Origin of the sequence: Chryseobacterium indologenes, from assembly GCF_002025665.1 — a bacterium.
Classification (GTDB): domain Bacteria; phylum Bacteroidota; class Bacteroidia; order Flavobacteriales; family Weeksellaceae; genus Chryseobacterium; species Chryseobacterium metallicongregator.
Genome location: NZ_CP018786.1, coordinates 88,488 through 105,863 on the forward strand (window position 1 = coordinate 88,488; position 17,376 = coordinate 105,863).

General features: G+C 36.1%; 16 protein-coding genes. 7 read left to right on the forward strand and 9 right to left on the reverse strand.

Annotation, left to right across the window (positions count from 1 at the left end; genetic code table 11):
* The first annotated feature begins 10 nt into the window (after positions 1-10).
* A complete protein-coding gene (locus BUE84_RS00395; protein ID WP_145953191.1) occupies positions 11-823 on the forward strand; it encodes a hypothetical protein in 813 nt (270 codons plus the stop codon).
* Positions 824-831: 8 nt separating this feature from the next.
* On the forward strand, positions 832-1,746 hold the full coding sequence (locus BUE84_RS00400; protein ID WP_079240055.1) for a hypothetical protein: 915 nt from the start codon (positions 832-834) through the stop codon (positions 1,744-1,746).
* Here the strand turns inward: BUE84_RS00400 and BUE84_RS00405 are convergent, their stop codons facing one another.
* From BUE84_RS00405 to BUE84_RS00415, 3 genes are read right to left on the reverse strand one after another with little or no spacing between them, the layout of a single operon-like run.
* The gene (locus BUE84_RS00405; RefSeq protein WP_079240056.1) at positions 1,747-3,306 is read right to left on the reverse strand and encodes a helix-turn-helix domain-containing protein; all 1,560 of its coding nucleotides are present in this window, start codon (positions 3,304-3,306) and stop codon (positions 1,747-1,749) included. It lies immediately after the preceding gene.
* A 12-nt stretch (positions 3,307-3,318) separates the two neighbouring features.
* Complete coding sequence (locus tag BUE84_RS00410) at positions 3,319-3,930, reverse strand: YdeI/OmpD-associated family protein (RefSeq protein ID WP_079240057.1); 612 nt, start codon at positions 3,928-3,930, stop codon at positions 3,319-3,321.
* Between the two features lie 5 nt (positions 3,931-3,935).
* Positions 3,936-5,069 carry a serine hydrolase domain-containing protein gene (locus BUE84_RS00415; protein WP_079240058.1) on the reverse strand — a complete coding sequence of 378 codons (1,134 nt, stop codon included), beginning with the start codon at positions 5,067-5,069 and terminating at the stop codon, positions 3,936-3,938.
* A gap of 99 nt (positions 5,070-5,168) precedes the next feature.
* On the opposite strand from BUE84_RS00415, the gene BUE84_RS00420 reads away from it, so the two are divergent.
* Both BUE84_RS00420 and BUE84_RS00425 read left to right on the forward strand, forming a co-directional pair.
* Positions 5,169-6,497, forward strand: a complete 1,329-nt coding sequence (locus tag BUE84_RS00420) for a M48 family metalloprotease (protein ID WP_079240059.1) — start codon at positions 5,169-5,171, stop codon at positions 6,495-6,497.
* A 200-nt stretch (positions 6,498-6,697) separates the two neighbouring features.
* Positions 6,698-7,339, forward strand: coding sequence for a hypothetical protein (locus BUE84_RS00425; protein WP_079240060.1), 642 nt, complete (start codon positions 6,698-6,700; stop codon positions 7,337-7,339).
* 89 nt (positions 7,340-7,428) lie between these two features.
* Here the strand turns inward: BUE84_RS00425 and BUE84_RS00430 are convergent, their stop codons facing one another.
* The 4 genes from BUE84_RS00430 to BUE84_RS00445 all read right to left on the reverse strand — a co-directional run bounded on the left by BUE84_RS00430 (position 7,429) and on the right by BUE84_RS00445 (position 11,795).
* Positions 7,429-8,958, reverse strand: a complete 1,530-nt coding sequence (locus tag BUE84_RS00430; RefSeq protein WP_079240061.1) for a hypothetical protein — start codon at positions 8,956-8,958, stop codon at positions 7,429-7,431.
* A 104-nt stretch (positions 8,959-9,062) separates the two neighbouring features.
* A complete protein-coding gene (locus BUE84_RS00435) occupies positions 9,063-9,896 on the reverse strand; it encodes a hypothetical protein (RefSeq protein WP_079240062.1) in 834 nt (277 codons plus the stop codon).
* Between the two features lie 106 nt (positions 9,897-10,002).
* The gene (locus tag BUE84_RS00440) at positions 10,003-11,544 is read right to left on the reverse strand and encodes a glycine--tRNA ligase (protein WP_079240063.1); all 1,542 of its coding nucleotides are present in this window, start codon (positions 11,542-11,544) and stop codon (positions 10,003-10,005) included.
* Between the two features lie 50 nt (positions 11,545-11,594).
* Positions 11,595-11,795, reverse strand: a complete 201-nt coding sequence (locus tag BUE84_RS00445) for a hypothetical protein (protein ID WP_079240064.1) — start codon at positions 11,793-11,795, stop codon at positions 11,595-11,597.
* Positions 11,796-12,004: 209 nt separating this feature from the next.
* Between BUE84_RS00445 and BUE84_RS00450 the strand changes: the two genes are divergently transcribed.
* The 3 genes from BUE84_RS00450 to BUE84_RS00460 all read left to right on the forward strand — a co-directional run bounded on the left by BUE84_RS00450 (position 12,005) and on the right by BUE84_RS00460 (position 15,131).
* Positions 12,005-13,060 (forward strand): alpha/beta hydrolase, encoded by a 1,056-nt coding sequence (locus tag BUE84_RS00450; protein WP_202971505.1) that lies wholly within the window; start codon positions 12,005-12,007, stop codon positions 13,058-13,060.
* A gap of 24 nt (positions 13,061-13,084) precedes the next feature.
* Positions 13,085-13,780, forward strand: a complete 696-nt coding sequence (locus BUE84_RS00455) for a pseudouridine synthase (protein ID WP_079240065.1) — start codon at positions 13,085-13,087, stop codon at positions 13,778-13,780.
* Positions 13,781-14,093: 313 nt separating this feature from the next.
* The gene (locus BUE84_RS00460) at positions 14,094-15,131 is read left to right on the forward strand and encodes a quinone-dependent dihydroorotate dehydrogenase (RefSeq protein ID WP_079240066.1); all 1,038 of its coding nucleotides are present in this window, start codon (positions 14,094-14,096) and stop codon (positions 15,129-15,131) included.
* A 31-nt stretch (positions 15,132-15,162) separates the two neighbouring features.
* On the opposite strand, the gene BUE84_RS00465 is transcribed toward BUE84_RS00460, so the two are convergent.
* Positions 15,163-16,053, reverse strand: coding sequence for a hypothetical protein (locus tag BUE84_RS00465; RefSeq protein WP_079240067.1), 891 nt, complete (start codon positions 16,051-16,053; stop codon positions 15,163-15,165).
* A 28-nt stretch (positions 16,054-16,081) separates the two neighbouring features.
* Complete coding sequence (locus BUE84_RS00470; RefSeq protein ID WP_079243823.1) at positions 16,082-17,326, reverse strand: DUF445 domain-containing protein; 1,245 nt, start codon at positions 17,324-17,326, stop codon at positions 16,082-16,084.
* Positions 17,327-17,376 lie beyond the last annotated feature (50 nt).

The window sequence follows — 17,376 nt, forward strand, 5'->3', positions numbered from 1 at the left end:
ACATTTGAATATGAGAAAAATATTAGGACTGGCTTTCGTCATTTGCATTGGCATAGGGATGAAAGCACAGATAGGAATCAATATGTCTTCTCCGGAAGCAACAGTACATATAGACGGACAAAAAAATACAAATGTTTCAATACCTTCCAGCTACTACGATGATGTTGTCATTACCCAATCTGGAAATGTAGGGATAGGAACAAAATCTCCCAAAACAAGGCTTGACCTGAGATCAGGAGAACGTTTAAATGCAATAGGAATCGGAGGAACTTCACAGGCTGCTTCTGCAGCAAAGGCCGGAGCGATAAGGTATAATTCCGGAACTCAGGATCTGAGCTATTCTAACGGAACAACCTGGGTAACGCTGGCTCATAAAGCTCCTAATGATTTTGTGGATGCAGAAAATGCTTCCATACAAAGTTTTAGTGATGGAATACAGACAGCTGTTATCGGCTGGACTAAGAAAACAGATGTGAATAGCAGTTTTAATGCGACTACAGGAACTTTTACGGCTTCAAAAACGGGAGTGTACATCGTGTCATTTACCTTTTCACTGGCTTCCGGAAGCATTGCAAATGATTCAAGGTATGAAACGTTGATTCAGACTAATTCAGCCTCTTCTTCAACCAATAAGGTATTCAAATGTGTAGGAAGTTACCCTGGAAACAATACCATTGGAAACCGTGTTGCAGGAAACTGTTCCGGGATTTTTAACCTGAATCAGGGAGATAATATTACAGTAAGCCTGAATCAAAAACTGGGAAGTTCAAAAACACTGGACACGGATTCTACGCTTACTTCTTTAAGTATTTTCGGATTATAAAAAGATACATGATGAAAAAGAATTGTTTACTGATTTTAGTGACTTTAAGTTTCCAGTGTGCATTTTCACAAATTGGAATCAATACCTCAAACCCGCAAGGCATTTTACATATTGACGGGCAGAAAGATAATCCTTCTTCCGGATCAACATTTACTCCTGCTCAGCAGGCTAATGATATTCTTGTAAATAATACAGGGAAACTAGGAGTAGGAACTTTGAGCCCGGCCGTAAAAGTAGACGCCAGAAATTCCGGAAACGGAGCGATTGGTTTTGGAACTTCTACTTTAACAGCTGTTGCAGCAGATGAAGGTGCAGTACGCTATAACAGCGGCGTGGAATATTCTAACGGAAATGAGTGGCTTCCTTTGCTGACAGCTCAGCCTGCCAGTAATAAAGTAATTGTGATTGCAGCCAAAACGACTAATAACGTGAAGCTTGCAACCCCGGCCACACCCACGGTAACTGCCGGTTTGCAGAACAGGGCGAGTAACTACTTAGTAGACTGGAGTAAAACCTTTGAAAGTAACTCCGGGACTACTTTCAATGCCGGAACGGGTATTTTTACAGCACCCAGAAACGGAATTTATGTAGCCACATTCACCACGGACCTGGCTCCGTTAGCCATTAATTATACTACAGATCCTTTAAATCCTATTCAGATAGAAGCCATCTGGCAGCTTTATGATAGTACAACAGGATTGGCTGCCACCAATATTGTCAATACTGTGAAATGTGCCAATACCATGTCCTCAAACAGTGTCGGAAATATTGATGCTGGAAGTAACTGTACCGCTTCATTCTATATGACGGCAGGACAGAGACTAATGCCTTATATCTGGTTTAATTTGAATAACTCAAACGTTGCGAATTTCTCGCTTAATAATACGGGAGGTTATAATAATCTTACCATAGCAGAACAGTAATCAGGAGATCTCATCAAGGGTTTTAATAAAAGCAGAAGGATGCAGTCCTGTGATCTTCTTAAACTCAAGAGAAAAGGCGCTGTGAGAGGAATATCCCGTGATTTCAGCAAGATGATTGATCTTATATTTTCTATATTGAGGTTCGTTTTTCAACTGGGTGACAATATAATTGATCCTTAGATGATTAATGTACTGATTGAAATTGAATTTTTTATGTTTCTTAATAACCGTTGAAAGGTATTTTGTGTTGATATTCAACGTGTTTGCAAGGTTGTAACGAGAGATGTTTTTGTTGTTAAACTCAAGGTTTTCTTCAAAAATTTTTAATCCGTTTAGTATGTTTTCCTCTACTTCAGGTGAAATTTTTATTTCTATCGGAGTAGAGGTGTTTTTTGTCTGAATATCCTCAGAAACTTCCTGTGGATCTTCCTCATAAACAACAGGTGAAATCCCATCTTTGTAAATTTTAGCAACTGCTTCTTTATGTTTTTTACGGAGACGAAGGGTATTGAAAATTACAGCGCCTAAAACAATGATCAGAGTAAAACAGGCTATAATAAGTCCTTTTGAAATGCTGTGGCTTTCGTTGAGCTGTTGATGGAAGCTTTCCTCTTTTTTGGATAAAGTTTTGTTGACGGCCATGGCTTTGTTGTAAGCAATGCTGTCTTTTAAGGTAAGGTTTTCTATTTTATATTTTTCGGTATTAGACTCGTCGTGGAGCTGGGCGTAAGCTTCTTCAAGATTCTTGGTCACTTCAATCTTTTTTTCGTTGAAACCATACTGATCTACAATGGCAAGAGATTTCTGATAATACAGGATCGCACTGTCCGGTTTATTCTGTTTTGAAAAAGAAAAACCAATATCATTAAGAATGTTGGCCTGAAGATAATAATTGCTTTTTCCCACTAATGAAAGAGCATTAGCAAAATAATATTTGGCTTCCCTGAATTTTTTTACTTCAGATAAATTATACCCCATATTGGTGTAAGCAGAAATCAGCAATTCATTTCGCCTGGCAGTATTTTTTAGCTTCTGAAATTCCTGAATGGCACTTTTAGAATAAAATGCCTTCTCTTTGTACTGATCCTTATTGAGAAGAATCAAAAAAGAATTAAAGATCATGCCTTTCAGTTCATGTCCTTCTTCCGTACTATTGGTTTTTACTTCTGCCAGAGCATTTCTAAGACTTGTAGAAGATTCTTTAAGCAATCCGAGTTTTGCATACTGAGTTCCCTGCATCCTGTACGCCAGTGCCTTCCCAATGCTATAATTGCTTTGCGTAGCTATTTTAAGTGCCTTATCGGCAAAATCAAGACTTTTTTCAGCATCTGATTTTAAATAGCTGTTGAAAGACTTTAAATAATAAGCCTTTGCAAGAAATTCCTGGTGGTTTCTTCTCTGGGCAGAATCAATGATCTTATTCAGAATAATTTCTGAGCTGTCAGGATTTTTAGAAGAAAGCATGCGGGCATACTTATATTGTCCCTCAAAATCAAATGATTGAGCGAGTGTAAAAATTGAAATAATAAGGAAGAAAAAGAGAATAATTTTTTTCTTCATTGGGTGTGTTTTTTATTTTTTCTGGTACTTCCAGTTGCGGCTTTTACCTTCAGCAATCCATTCCAAAGACTGTTCCAGTCTCTTGTTTCTGGTAGCTTCTGTTTTAGCCTCGGAAACCCATGCAATATACTCTTTTCTGAAAGAGGGCGAAGCTTTTTCAAAAAAATCTTTTGCTTTTGGCTGGGCATTTAAAGCAGACTGAAAATAATCAGGAATTTCCATTTCTGTTTTGGAGGGTGCTGCTTTTTTCATGGTAACGCCCATATCCGTAAGCTCCATAGCCTCTGTAATTGCTTTTTTCAGCTGAGGTTTAGAGGGAAGATCTCCGACCTGCGTAATTTTTCCTAAACTGAACATCGAGTTTTTCTCAATATCCTGAGTGATCTCCTGCATGGTTTTCATTTCCTTTTCCAGCCAGAATCCAAAAGTACAGTGCTGTTTGAAAGAAGCCATAGCACAAAGATTTTTCCCTTTATAGATAAAATGGGGAAAGCTCCACTTCATGGTTTCTTCGGCATCAGGGCAGCATTCGTGAACGGTTTCACGGATGTAATGCAGGATAGGTTTTGCAAAATCCTGTGATTTTTCAATATATGCGTCAATTTTCGGGCTGTATTTCTCCATCGTATTTATTGGAATAATTGTACAATTTCATTAACAAGGAATTTCACCTGATCGGGTCTTCCTCTGTCATTTTTAGGGTTGTTGGAATAACTTCCGGTTTTTACAATAACTATATTGTGCTCCGGAACCATAATGATATATTGACCCTGTAATCCCAGGAAATAATAATGTTTGATAGGGTTATCGTGATTAATCCAAAGTCCCATTCCATAAATGTTTTCAGACTTTTCTGTAGGAGTTCTCATCTGTTCAACGAAGTCTGCATTGAGGATCTGTTGGTCTCCGGCTTTTCCGTCATCCAGAAATAACTGTCCCAGCTTGGCAAAATCTCTTGCATTGGAATGGATACAGCAATAGGTTTTTTCCATTCCATGATCATCTGTAGTCCATTTAGCATTCTGTTCCATTCCCAGAGGAGTCCAGAACTTTTCTGATAAATAAGTTGCCAATGGTTTATCAAGAGCCTTACGCAGGGCGAAACCAAGAAGTTGTGTAGAACCGCTTTGATATTCAAATCTGACTCCTGGTTCTTCTTTGAATTTTCTTGTGAATACAGCTTTTACAAGACTTTTTCCATAATAGGCTTTAGCATTGGGAAGAAATGGATTGTTGTAATTTTCATCCCAGTCTAATCCGGCTTCCATTTGGGCTAAATTTTTAAGGGTAACCTGATTTCCAAATGTTTTATTTTTAAATTCAGGATAAAAGTCAGAAAGCTTTTCATCAATGGATGGGATAATCCCTTCTTCCAGTGCTTTCCCTAAAAGCATTACAGTCACTGCTTTTGCCATTGAAAAAGAATTAGTCTGCGAAAGCTGATTGTAGCCATCCCAATATTGTTCGTGAAGAATTTTCCCGTTCCTTATCACGACTAAAGCTGCTGTTCTGGAGTATTTTAAATTATCAACTAAATATTTAGGTAAGCCTTTTTTGTTATACTCAGCATCCTCTTCCCAGAGCCTGGGCTCTTCCGTCGCAATAGGGTTGCTTGGGAAAAGATCTCCATCGTCAATGTATGCACTTGACTTTCCTTTAAGGTAGGTTTTGGAAATACCACTAAATAAATAATCATATCCAAAAAAATAAGCTGCTGCTGCACCTGCTACAGCTCCACCTATCATATACTTTAGTATTCTCATTTTTTCCTGAATGGGTCTTTAACAAATTTAAAATAATTTGGTTATAAAATTTAAAATGAATCAGCAAATAAGTTAATTTTGTTCTTATTGAAGAAAACTATGACCAGAAAACTTTTTGTATTGGGGTGCCTCCTATTTTCAATCATGGGAATAGCCCAGATTTATAAACCAATAGATACCGCGGATTATATACAGAGAAAAGCATTTTTAAAGAGTTTTGAAGGAAATAATGAAGCAACTGTAAAGAGATTAAAGTCTCAATATTCCGGGAAAACAGGTTCTGAATTATCCAAAATTTATAAAGAATTCGGAACTGACTTTGAAAAGCAGGTGAAGAATAAGGATTTTATCTTTAAATCTGAATTTGAAACCAGTATACAGTCTATGATTCAACGTCTTAAAAAGAATAATCCTACAATTCCTCAGGACCTGAAAATTCTGATTGCAAAAGACAACACGCCCAATGCCTATTGTCTTGCCGATGGAACCTTTGTGATCAACATGGGGCTTTACAGCTGGCTGAATAATGAGGAACAGATTGCTGCGGTGATTGCCCATGAGCTGGGACATAAAATAGAGGAACATTCCCTGAAGACTTTTTTGAAAATTATCGAACAGGATAAACAGGATAAAGTGGTGGTGCAGAATATAAAATCTACTACAACAAGCAGAAGCCAGAGCCAGAATCAAAAGGCTTTCGATATTTTTAAAAATACAGCCTACAAGAAAGGAGTAGAAAGAAGACAAAGCGAAATGCAGGCTGATTCTCTCGGGTATGTCATCTTTAAAAACAGTGATTTCAAGAAAGCAGAATTTATCAACGCTCTTCAGAGATTACAGGATTTTGATACCATTTCACCAAGAGAATTGAAGGTAGAAACGTATAAAAAACTTTTTAACCTTCCCAGGCAGGCATTTAATGAAAAATGGATGAAGAAGGAAGATTTCTCTCTGTATAATTATAATTTCTATAAAGAAAAGCTGAATAAAGATTCTCTTGCTTCTCACCCTGAAGTTTCCAGAAGACTAGAAGTGCTTAAAAAGACTTTTGCAGAGCTTAAAACTCCTGTTAGTGCGGAAAAACCCTCAGATCTGTTTTTAACATTAAGAAAAACGGCGAGGATGGAGATTTTACCCAATTATTTTCATTCTGAAGATTATGGACTGGGGATTTATGCTGCCATGCAGTTTTTGCAGGATGAAGAGGAAGAAAAATATTATAAAAGCTGGCTGGGAAGATGTTTTTCCAAAATATATGAAGCAAGAAAAAACTATAATCTGAACCGATATCTGGATCGTATAGAGCCCAAAAATCAAAGTGAAAGCTATCAGCAGTTTCTGAACTTTATGTGGAACTTAAGTCTTGATGAAATAAAGAATATAGCAGACTTTTATCAGGCGAATGGGACCTTCGCTAAAATAGATTGATTAAGCAGATTAAAAAACTAATTACAGTTTTAGGTGTTACATCCTAAATACATCAAGCTATTACGTGTTTTCCGGTGATTATGGCATCGACATAAATGGAATATTCCAAAAGATCGGCGTTCAAACCCTATTGTAAATACTGACGTAATTGATTTCCGTGAAATAAAGAATTTAAATTTTTAATAATAAAGTAAAATACCATGAAAAAATTCATTTTAACTACCATAGTTTTATCTTCAATTGTAACAAGTTGTTCTAAAGAAGAAGGTACGACAGAAAATATAAATGATAAAGAAGTGTCCAAATCATCCATTTTAAATAACAATAATTCATCTGGAAAGACAGCCGGAAAAGAGTATACACAGCAATTACCCTATCTTGATGCTCATACCGACTTTATGGTTTTCAATGTTGAAAATGATCTGGCCCATAAGATGAATGATCCCAAAGTTGATTGGAAAACCCTCAATGCGCTTTATAGTACAGACTTAAGTACTGCTTCAAAACAATATCTGATTTATATATTATTGGCGAAAAAAGATTTACTAGGTATTCAAAATACTGCACCCACCGCAGACCAAGCTAAATTAATAGCACAATATGCTCAGGAATTGGTCAATACAAAGTATCCCGGATATTGCCTGCTGTATAACACATTATTAACCTTGAATTCTACGGAATATGCACCGTTATCGAAAACGCTTGCAACTCAAATTGTTTCAAACTCAAAAACGGAGGTTTTCCACTCAAATTTTCTGAACAGGCCAGAAGGAAGAGATCCTTATCTAGCAAAGGTTAAAGAAGATTATACCTATTTAGATAAAATTAAAACCGAATTCTAAATAAAAGAATTTAGAGTAAACAAAATATCGTTAGTCTGTATTCAAAAGTCAAAGAAAAACCCTGATGTTTAGTCAGGGTTCTTTTTGTATTAATAATTTAATTTTTCCAGACGGATCTTATTAAACTTTTCTTTTTCATTATACTCACGAAGCAGGATGTAGCCTTCTTTTCCAACGTATGGCGTTACTGCATAATTGTCTTTTTCAGAAATTGGAATAATCTCCTGTTTGAATTTTCCATCAATAATGGTATTGATAAACAAATTCCATCTTTTCTGCCTGGTAACTTCGTCTTTTTGATAGTCGCGGTAGAAAAATACTACATCTTTTCCACCGTTGAGGTATTGTGAGAAGAGATAATCACTGTTGACCCATTTTGATTTTTCCTTTTCAAAAACCTGAACATTTTTCACTTTGAAATCTTTATCCGTGTAGATATACACAAGGTCGGTGGTTTTCGGAGCGTTGTATTGCCCTGCCGGTTTATATTTTTCGGATAAAATACCCACACTTCCATCGTTCATAAAGTACATATCTTTGGTCTGAAGCATATAACCGCTTTCTACCATTCCATATTTGTCGACCTTTGGAAGAAAAGCAGAAATATTGGGTTCATAATTGATTGCTTTCATATCTACCGAAAAATCAGATTTGTTGAGGATCATTCTTGCAAATCCTACTGATTCTGAATCATCATAGTTTCTTCCCAGCAGAACTACTTTATCATCAAACGTTTTATCATTATCAAGTTTTCTGTAGTTGGAGTAGAAGGATTCAATATTGTCTATTGTATCATCAGATAATCCGGTAATCGGTTTGTTGGATGTTTCTTTTCCGGTTTTCATGTCAAGAACCATGAGATTGAATGTCTTCTGCTTGTCATTCACTTTCTTCAGAATACAGTACATATAATTTTCGTCTCTTTCCAGAACGGATAAAGTGGTGTACAGTTTTTTACTTCCGTCCGTGTTGTATTTGTATCTCCAGATTTCCTTTTTGTTGTCATCAAATCTCATGAGGCTGTTGCTGTTTTCGTACTTACCATAATCTTTGTATTCAACAGCAAAATAACCACCTTCTTTCAGCTCACCTACCGCAGAAACATAGTTGTAGCCTTTCTCTTTTTTCTCATCACGGTTTTCCTTACGTTGTTCTTTCCAGCTCTTCGGTTCGTTGATTTCTTTGAAAGTACCATTTTCCAGGTAGTCGTAATATATTTTTCTGGTAATAGAGTTGGTTTTAGGATCTATCACCATAGAAACGGGAGTAAATACTTCTCTGGTTTTTACCAGGGAATAGTCCATCATGGAAGGTTTTAAAATAATCTGTCCTTTAAAATCTACATATCCCAAATAAGAAGCAGCTGTTATATCTCCTTCAAACTCTTTATTGGCAACAGGGTTGAGGTTTTTGTCAAGGATGACATATTCAAACTTCTTGGTCTTGTCACTGGATTTACCGTAAGAATATAGAGAAACGTAGCCGTAAAGATTGTCTTTATCATCGAATAGAGCATTCATTCCCACGTGATCGCCGGCAGCGAGTGTCGTGAGGTCCTGAGTTTGAGAAAATGCAAATGTCTGGATGAGCCCAAACATCATCAGCGTTATTTTTTTCATGGTTAAAATTTGAGGGATAAAAGTAATAAATTAACCCATATGTTGCGAAAAATAAAAAAGCCCTGAAAATAATTCCAGGACTTGCTATCTAAAATATAAAATAATTAATAGTATTCGTAAAGCCAGTTATGAGTACTTGTTCCATAACCTGAACTTTCATAAGTAGTAACAGCTTTGGTAGGATAGTTATCTCCGTTAAGCGTGTAAACGGCAGTGATTTTGTTCGTTCCATTGGATGAACCGGAATAACTCTCGGTTTGATTCAATAAATTATTATAGCCTATTTGGCCATCACTTACATCAAATAAATTGATCTTAACAAAACCTTTTATACCTTTCATCGGACTATTGAAGGTGTCATAAGTATTGGTGATATTGTAGGTAACTCCGTTATAAGTATATTTGGCTGAAGCCACATTTCCGGCATTGGTTAAATTAACATCCACCTGTGCAAATACAAGATTGGAATATGTTCCTGTCGCAGGATTATAAGTTCCGCTTTTATACTCATCAAACTGAACATGGGTATCACTGAGATACTGATAGATTTTGGTATAGGTAAGGGTTCCCTGCTCTTTATCAGTTATCTTTTCCGTTGAAAGCCTTCCATTAGAATAGGTGAATTCTCTCATAAGAACCAGAGCACCACCAATAAATTCTTCTGTTTTAGCAATATAATCTCCACTGTAAGTATAAACAACTCTATCATCATCCAGTGCATTATAAGTTTCTGCAAGTTTATCGCCATTGTATTTGAATTCAACCACATAGGGCTGACCTCCCGGATTGACGTCCGTTGCTTTTTTTAAGAGATGAAAAGGACCGTTATTATTGTTCTGAGAATTATTGCTGTTGTCTCTGTGGTCGGCCGGATTATCATTAGACACACAACTTGAGAGCAATGCCACAGCAAGTGATGAAAACATCAGTTTTTTCATGGTTATTATTAGTTTAGTTTTTAGTCCGCTAAAAATAATCATTTTTATGGTATGTTGATCCGGAATGTCCTAAAAATAAAAAAGCCCTGAAAAACAGGGCTTTTTATTATAATTGAGAAAGTAAATTTCTGAAGTTTGTTTTCTCATCAATGATTCTTCTCAACTCTGAAACAGGAACTCTTTCCTGCTGCATTGTGTCTCTGTCTCTGATGGTTACCGTGTGATCAACTAAAGAGTCGTGATCTATAGTGATACAGTATGGAGTACCAATGGCATCCTGTCTTCTGTAACGTTTTCCGATTGCATCTTTCTCTTCGTAGAATAAGTTGAAATCATATTTCAGGTCATTGAAGATCTTTTCTGCATATTCTGCTAAACCGTCTCTCTTCATCAATGGAAGAATAGCAGCTTTAATTGGTGCCAATGCCGGAGGTAACGATAAAACTGTTCTTTCTGAACCGTCTTCTAATGTTTCGTCTTTTAAACAATGAGAGAATATGGAAAGGAATAATCGGTCTAAACCTACAGAAGTTTCCACTACATAAGGAACATAATTTTCGTTTCTCTCAGGATCAAAGAACTGAAGTTTTCTTCCGGAGAATTCTTCATGTGCTTTTAAGTCGAAATCCGTTCTTGAGTGAATCCCTTCCAGTTCTTTAAATCCGAATGGGAAGTTAAACTCAATATCAGCGGCAGCATTCGCATAGTGAGCAAGCTTTTCATGATCATGGAATCTGTAGTTCTCATTACCCAAACCTAAAGCTCTGTGCCAGTTCAGACGTTTCTGTTTCCACTGCTCGTAGAATTCAAGTTCTGTACCCGGAGCAACAAAAAACTGCATTTCCATCTGTTCGAATTCACGCATTCTGAAAATAAACTGTCTTGCAACAATCTCGTTTCTGAAGGCTTTACCAATCTGTGCAATACCGAAAGGAAGTTTATGACGTGAAGTTTTCTGTACATTCAGGAAGTTAACGAAGATACCCTGAGCTGTTTCAGGTCTCAGATAAAGATCCATTGCACTGTCTGCAGAAGCTCCCAGCTTTGTTCCGAACATCAGGTTGAACTGTCTTACTTCTGTCCAGTTTTTAGAACCTGTATCAGGATCTGCAATTTCAAGCTCTTCAATCAAAGCTTTTACATCAGCAAGGTCTTCATTTTCCAGAGATTTAGCCAGTCTTGAAAGAATTGCTTCTCTTTTTGCTCTGTATTCCAGAATTTTTGGATTCGTAGCAACAAACTGATCTTTATCGAAAGCCTCACCGAATCTTTTCGCTGCCTTTTCGATTTCTTTATTCTCTTTATCTTCAATTTTAGCACAATAATCTTCCACCAAAACGTCTGCTCTGAAACGTTTCTTAGAATCTTTATTATCAATCAATGGATCGTTGAAAGCGTCTACGTGGCCTGATGCTTTCCATGTTGTTGGATGCATAAGGATCGCTGAATCAATGCCGACAATATTTTCGTTAAGCTGTACCATAGCTTTCCACCAATATTGTTTGATATTATTTTTAAGTTCGGCACCGTTCTGTCCATAATCATAAACAGCGGATAAACCATCATAGATCTCACTCGATGGGAAAATAAAACCATATTCTTTAGCGTGAGAAATCACTTTCTTGAAAACATCTTCTTGCTTTGCCATAATTTTTTAACGTCTGATATGCAAAAATAATGTTTTTTATTGGGAAAATATTAATACCTGTAAGAACCTACATTAGAGATGGTCATCAAAAAGCATCCTCCCACACCAATGATAAATAAAATACCGGCAATAATAAACAGTAATATCTTTGTTATTCTGTATTTTTTTAAGGGAACAAAAAGAATTGTAGTAATCGTTATAACAACAGCGATCACAATTAATTTCACAAAAAAACCAAAATAGTCTGTCATTTTTTTAAATTAAAGTAAAACCTTTTACTAATATACCCCTTTTATTTGAAGTGTAATGAAGGAGCCGGGAACCTGCTTTTCACTCTATCTTTTGCGTTGCAAAAGGATGCCGTTACAATCAGGGCTAAATAGTAACAGCATAAAAAATCTTTCATTATTATCTTGTTTTGAGACAATTTACCGACATTTGGTTTACCTAAAATATCACAATGAAAAAATCAGGATTCCTATTGGTAATGTTTGTCTTGTTGGCTCAGTTTTTATGGGCACAAAAAATTCCTGAAGGAAAGGTGGTGACAACCTATATTACAGCCAAAACTTTACAGAATAAAGTGGGTGAAAATCCCAGACGCAGAGTATCAGTCTATCTTCCCCCGGATTATGAAAAATCTTCAAAAAGATATCCTGTTATTTATTTTTTGCATGGCTTTTTCTGGAATGACAGTTTATTGGTCAGCAGAGATAAGATGAATCATATTATTGACCGGGCTGTCAGCTCTAAAAAAATAAAACCCGTTATTATGGTAATGCCGGATGAGAGCACCGTGTTTAAAGGAAGCTTTTATACCAATTCAAAATCTTCAGGAAACTGGTCAGATTTTACATCCATTGAGCTGGTAGATTTTATTGATAAGAACTACAGAACCATTGCCGATAAAGACAGTCGGGGAATTACCGGGCATTCAATGGGAGGAAATGGAGCTTTGCGGAATGCTTTTCTGCATCCTGAAGTCTTTTCTTCTGTTTATGCACTTTCTCCCGGAATTATTGATGCCCAATTTTTTACACTCAATGAAATTGATTTGTATAAAAACATGAACAGTATTAAAGATATTACCGATCTTTCAAAACGAGAACATGCAAGAACTAATATTATTTTCGCCATTGCAAGAGCTTATAACGGAAACGAAAATAAACCTCCATTCTATGCAGATTTTCCTTATTCTTTTGAAGGAAATGATTTGAAAGTTAATGCTTCTGTCGTTCAGGAATTAAAAAAAAATTCTACCTCTGAATTAATTTTTTCACATTACGACAACATTAAAAAACTGAAAGCCATAAAATTTGACTGGGGTAGGAATGATGAGTTAAAACACATTCCCATAAGTTGTATGAATTTGAGCAAAAATCTTGAAATGCTGAAAATAAAACATGAAGCAGAAGAATATATAGGCACGCACGGCAGTGAGGTCAGTAAGGAAAACGGAAGAATTGAAAATCAAATGCTGCCATTTTTTAATGAACATCTGATATTTGAGGAATAATCAAAAAACCTCTACTTTTGCATCATGTTAGAAATTCTTTATCGTGACGAACATATTATAGCCATTAACAAGCCCAGCGGATTACTGGTTCATAAATCTTTCTATGCGGGAGAAGCTGATACCTATGCTATTCAGGAATTGAAGAAGCAGATTGGGCAAAAAGTGTATCCAGTACATAGATTAGACCGGAAAACGTCAGGTGTTCTGCTGTTTACTTTAGATAAAGATACTCTTAGAATCATGAGTGAACAGTTTGCATCACGAGAAGTGGAGAAAAAATATCTGGCCATTCTTCGTGGCTGGACAAAAGAAGAAGAAACCATTGATTATGATTTAGTTAATGAAAATGAGGTTAAACAAAACGCCATTACTAACTATCGCCGTTTGCAGACTTCAGAAATAGATTTACCTTTTTTAAAACATCAGACTTCAAGGTATTGTCTGGTAGAAGCCATTCCTGAAACAGGAAGATTTCATCAGTTGAGAAAACATTTTAAACATATTCTCCATCCTATTTTAGGTTGCAGAAAGCACGGCTGCAATAAACAAAATAAACTGTGGCTCCAAACATTTGAGATCAGCAAAATGACGCTTCACGCCCATCAGTTGATTTTTAATCATCCTGTTTCTAACGAAAGAATTACCGTAAATGCGACTATTGATGAAGAGTTCAAAAGAGTAGGGGATATTCTGAAGTTTGATCTGAGTGCTTATTCTTAATGTTATTTGTAAATATTTTTTAACGCAATGTTCACTAAGAATGTATTTAAATGTTTACTTTTCGAACGTTAAGGCACTTTGTTCAGCAAAAACTAATAGCGTGTACTTCGCTTAGTGAAACGCCCTTGCGAACCAAAATGTTTTCAGGATGGTCATCTTTCTTTGCGGTCGTAGCGTTAAAAAATCCCACTGATTGTTGAATATATAGTTGTTTTCCAGCTTATAGATACTATAGATCAGACATTTTGATAAAATATCATAGGTTAATCAAGTATTAATTTTAAAATGAGTATTTTTGTAAAACTTTTTTTCAATGTACAAATCGCTCATTCGTCCGATCCTTTTCAAATTTGATCCTGAAGAAGTTCATCATTTTACATTTTCAATGCTTAAAAATTTTGGATTTCTTACTAAATTATTTTTCCCCAAACCTATTGAAGACAAACGTCTGGAAAGAGAAGTTTTCGGATTGAAATTTAAAAATCCTGTAGGACTGGCGGCCGGTTTCGATAAAAATGCAGTGTTATTTAACGAATTGGGAGATCTTGGTTTTGGATTTGTAGAAATTGGAACGGTTACCCCAAGAGCTCAGGCCGGAAATCCCAAGAAAAGATTGTTCCGTCTTATTGAAGATGGTGGAATCATCAACAGAATGGGATTCAACAATGATGGTCTTGAAGCAGCTATTGAAAAACTGAAATCCAATAAAGGGAAAATAATCATCGGAGGAAACATCGGGAAAAATACAGACACAAGTCCGGAAAATTATACCCAGGATTACTTAGACTGCTTTGAAGGTCTTCATCCTCATGTAGATTACTTTGTCCTGAATGTAAGCTGCCCGAATGTTGGAAGCCACGCCAAGCTTGAAGACGTAGACTATCTGAGAGAGCTGATTACAGAAGTGAAAAAAATAAACCAGTCAAAATCTGTACAGAAACCTATACTGCTTAAAATTGCACCGGATTTGAATAACAATCAATTGGATGAAATCATTGAACTGATCGCAGAAACAAAGATTGATGGTATCGTAGTGTCCAATACTTCAGTAAACAGAGAAGGGCTGAAAGCTTCTCCTGAAGTTTTAGAACAGATAGGAAATGGTGGATTAAGCGGGAAACCTATCCGTGAGAGAAGTACCAAAATGATCAAATATCTTGCTGATAAAAGCAACAGAGCATTCCCAATCATTGGAGTAGGAGGAATCCACTCTGCTAAAGATGCGATGGAGAAGTTAGATGCAGGAGCTACACTGGTTCAGTTGTACACAGGATTTATTTATGAAGGTCCGGAACTGATCAATGAAATCAATCAGGAGCTTCTGAAAAGAGCAAGCAGATTACCGAGATAAAAATAAAAGAGAGTTCATTGGACTCTCTTTTTTATTTTGATTTTACAACGGATGCATTTTTTAAATCTACGGCAAGCGTATGGGCAGGAGTGCTTTCTGACTTGTTGATTTTATATTGAATCGTTTGTTTGTCTTTGGATTTTGTTTTGGTAACATCATAAATATTTTCCCAACAGCTTTCAATCAGGAATTCCTCATAGTTTTTATAGTTCCAGTCTTTTGTGAAATAGATAACTCTATAGCCTTTTTCTCCATTGCTTGCCCCACATTGCCCACAGGCATTAAAATTTGATATTTGCTCAAAATAAAGCAAAACCCTGTTTCCATTTTCCCCTGAAGAATAGGAGATCAGTTCATTTCCGCCTGCTTTATTAATGAAATCATAGGTATTGATCTTTTTATTATTCGGTAAAAACAGATAATTGTTAAGACGGTAAATCATCGTATTGCCTGTAAATAATTTTGCAGACTGGGATTTTTTGCCCAAATAAAAATGTCCGGGAATTGGGTTATTTTTAAGAGTTGATTGATCAAATATAATAGACTCATTGGGTGTTAATTTTTGAGCTATTTCATCAGTCTTTTCTACTTTCTGAAGAGAAGTAATCTGTTCTTTTAAAAGCTTCGAATTCTGTTTTTGTTTTGTTCCAAAGTTATACAGCAACAGACTTCCATAATAGTCATATATTCCGGTAAGCGGGATTTTCTTTTTGTATTTATCATAATAGTACCATCCATCCACATAATGCTGATACTGATTGCAGTCTACAACGCCTGTATAATTGAGTTCTATGGTAATAGGCACTCCGTTGATCTCTCCGGTAAAAGTCTGCGAAGAATCGGTTACTTTCTTTAATTCAACTTTTTGACCGAGAAAAAATGTGAGGAAAAAGAAAAAGAAGACACTGAAAATTTTTTTCATGGTTGAGTTATCGTGGATTTTAGTTTTTTTAAATGAAGAAGTGTGCGATGGTGTAGATAATCAATCCTACCAGTCCACCTACCAGTGTTCCGTTGACTCTGATAAACTGCAGATCTTTTCCTACTTCCAGTTCCAGCTTTTCACTGAGTTCTTTTCCCTGCCAGTTTCCAACAGTAGTACTGATGAGGTTTCCGAATTGATGGGTGTTTTTCAGAATATATTTATAAGCCGTCACCCGAACCCAATGATCAATTTTATTCTGAAGGCTTTCATCGGTTTTTAAATTCTGGGCAAACTCATTCAAATTTTTAGTAAGATAGTTTTTCAAAGCCGAGTTTTCCTCTTGAAGTTCTTTCATCAGCGTTTTTTTGATGGAGACCCAGATGTCATTGGAATATTCATCCAGTTTGTCATTTTTCAGAAGCCCGTTTTTGATGGTTTTAAACTCTTCATCCCATTTTGGATCTTCTTTCAGATCAACGGAGAATTCATGAATTTTCTGGGTAATTAATCCTCTTACTTCGTGTTGAGGATCTTCTTCTATTTCTTTGAAAAAATCAGAAAGCCCGTCAGCAATTTTATCTGCAATTTTAGTATCTATAAAAGATGGGATGAATGAATAGCTTCCTTTCTTTACCCGCTCCTGAATCATTTCATCGTTTTCAATGATGTAATCCTTGATCTGTTTCGAAAGATTGGTGATAATTCTCTGATGGTCATTTTTTTCCAGTATATAACCGATTCCGTTTCCCACCACTTTATTAAGCTTAATATCATCTGTCATTTCAGAAACCTTTTTACTGATAAACTGGCTTACCGTAGAGTCATCAAGTTTATTAAGAATGTCAAGAACAATATCAGAAAGATTTTTAATCAAAATGTCCTGACTTTTTTCCTTCCCTAGCCATTCTCCGACAAAATTGGAAACTTTGAGTTTTTGGATGTAAGGACGTATATTCTGAGGGGAAAGGAAGTTACCCACTACAAAACTTCCAAGGTTGTCTCCCAGTCTCTGTTTACTGTTTTCAATCAGGTTGGTATGAGGAATAGGAAGCCCGAGAGGATGACGGAACAATGCAGTTACCGCAAACCAATCCGCAAGTGCTCCCACCATTGCCGCTTCAGCAAAAGCCCGTACATAGCCAATCCAATGAGAGTTATTAGACTTCTGTAAAATAGTGGTAACAATGAAAATAACAGCCATCAGGACAAATAATCCTGTAGCAAATGCTTTATATTTTCTGAGTTGTTTTCTTTTTGCTTCGTCATTCATATTCTCAAATTTACTAAATTTGGTTATGAAACCATTCGTGGTTAAAGAAT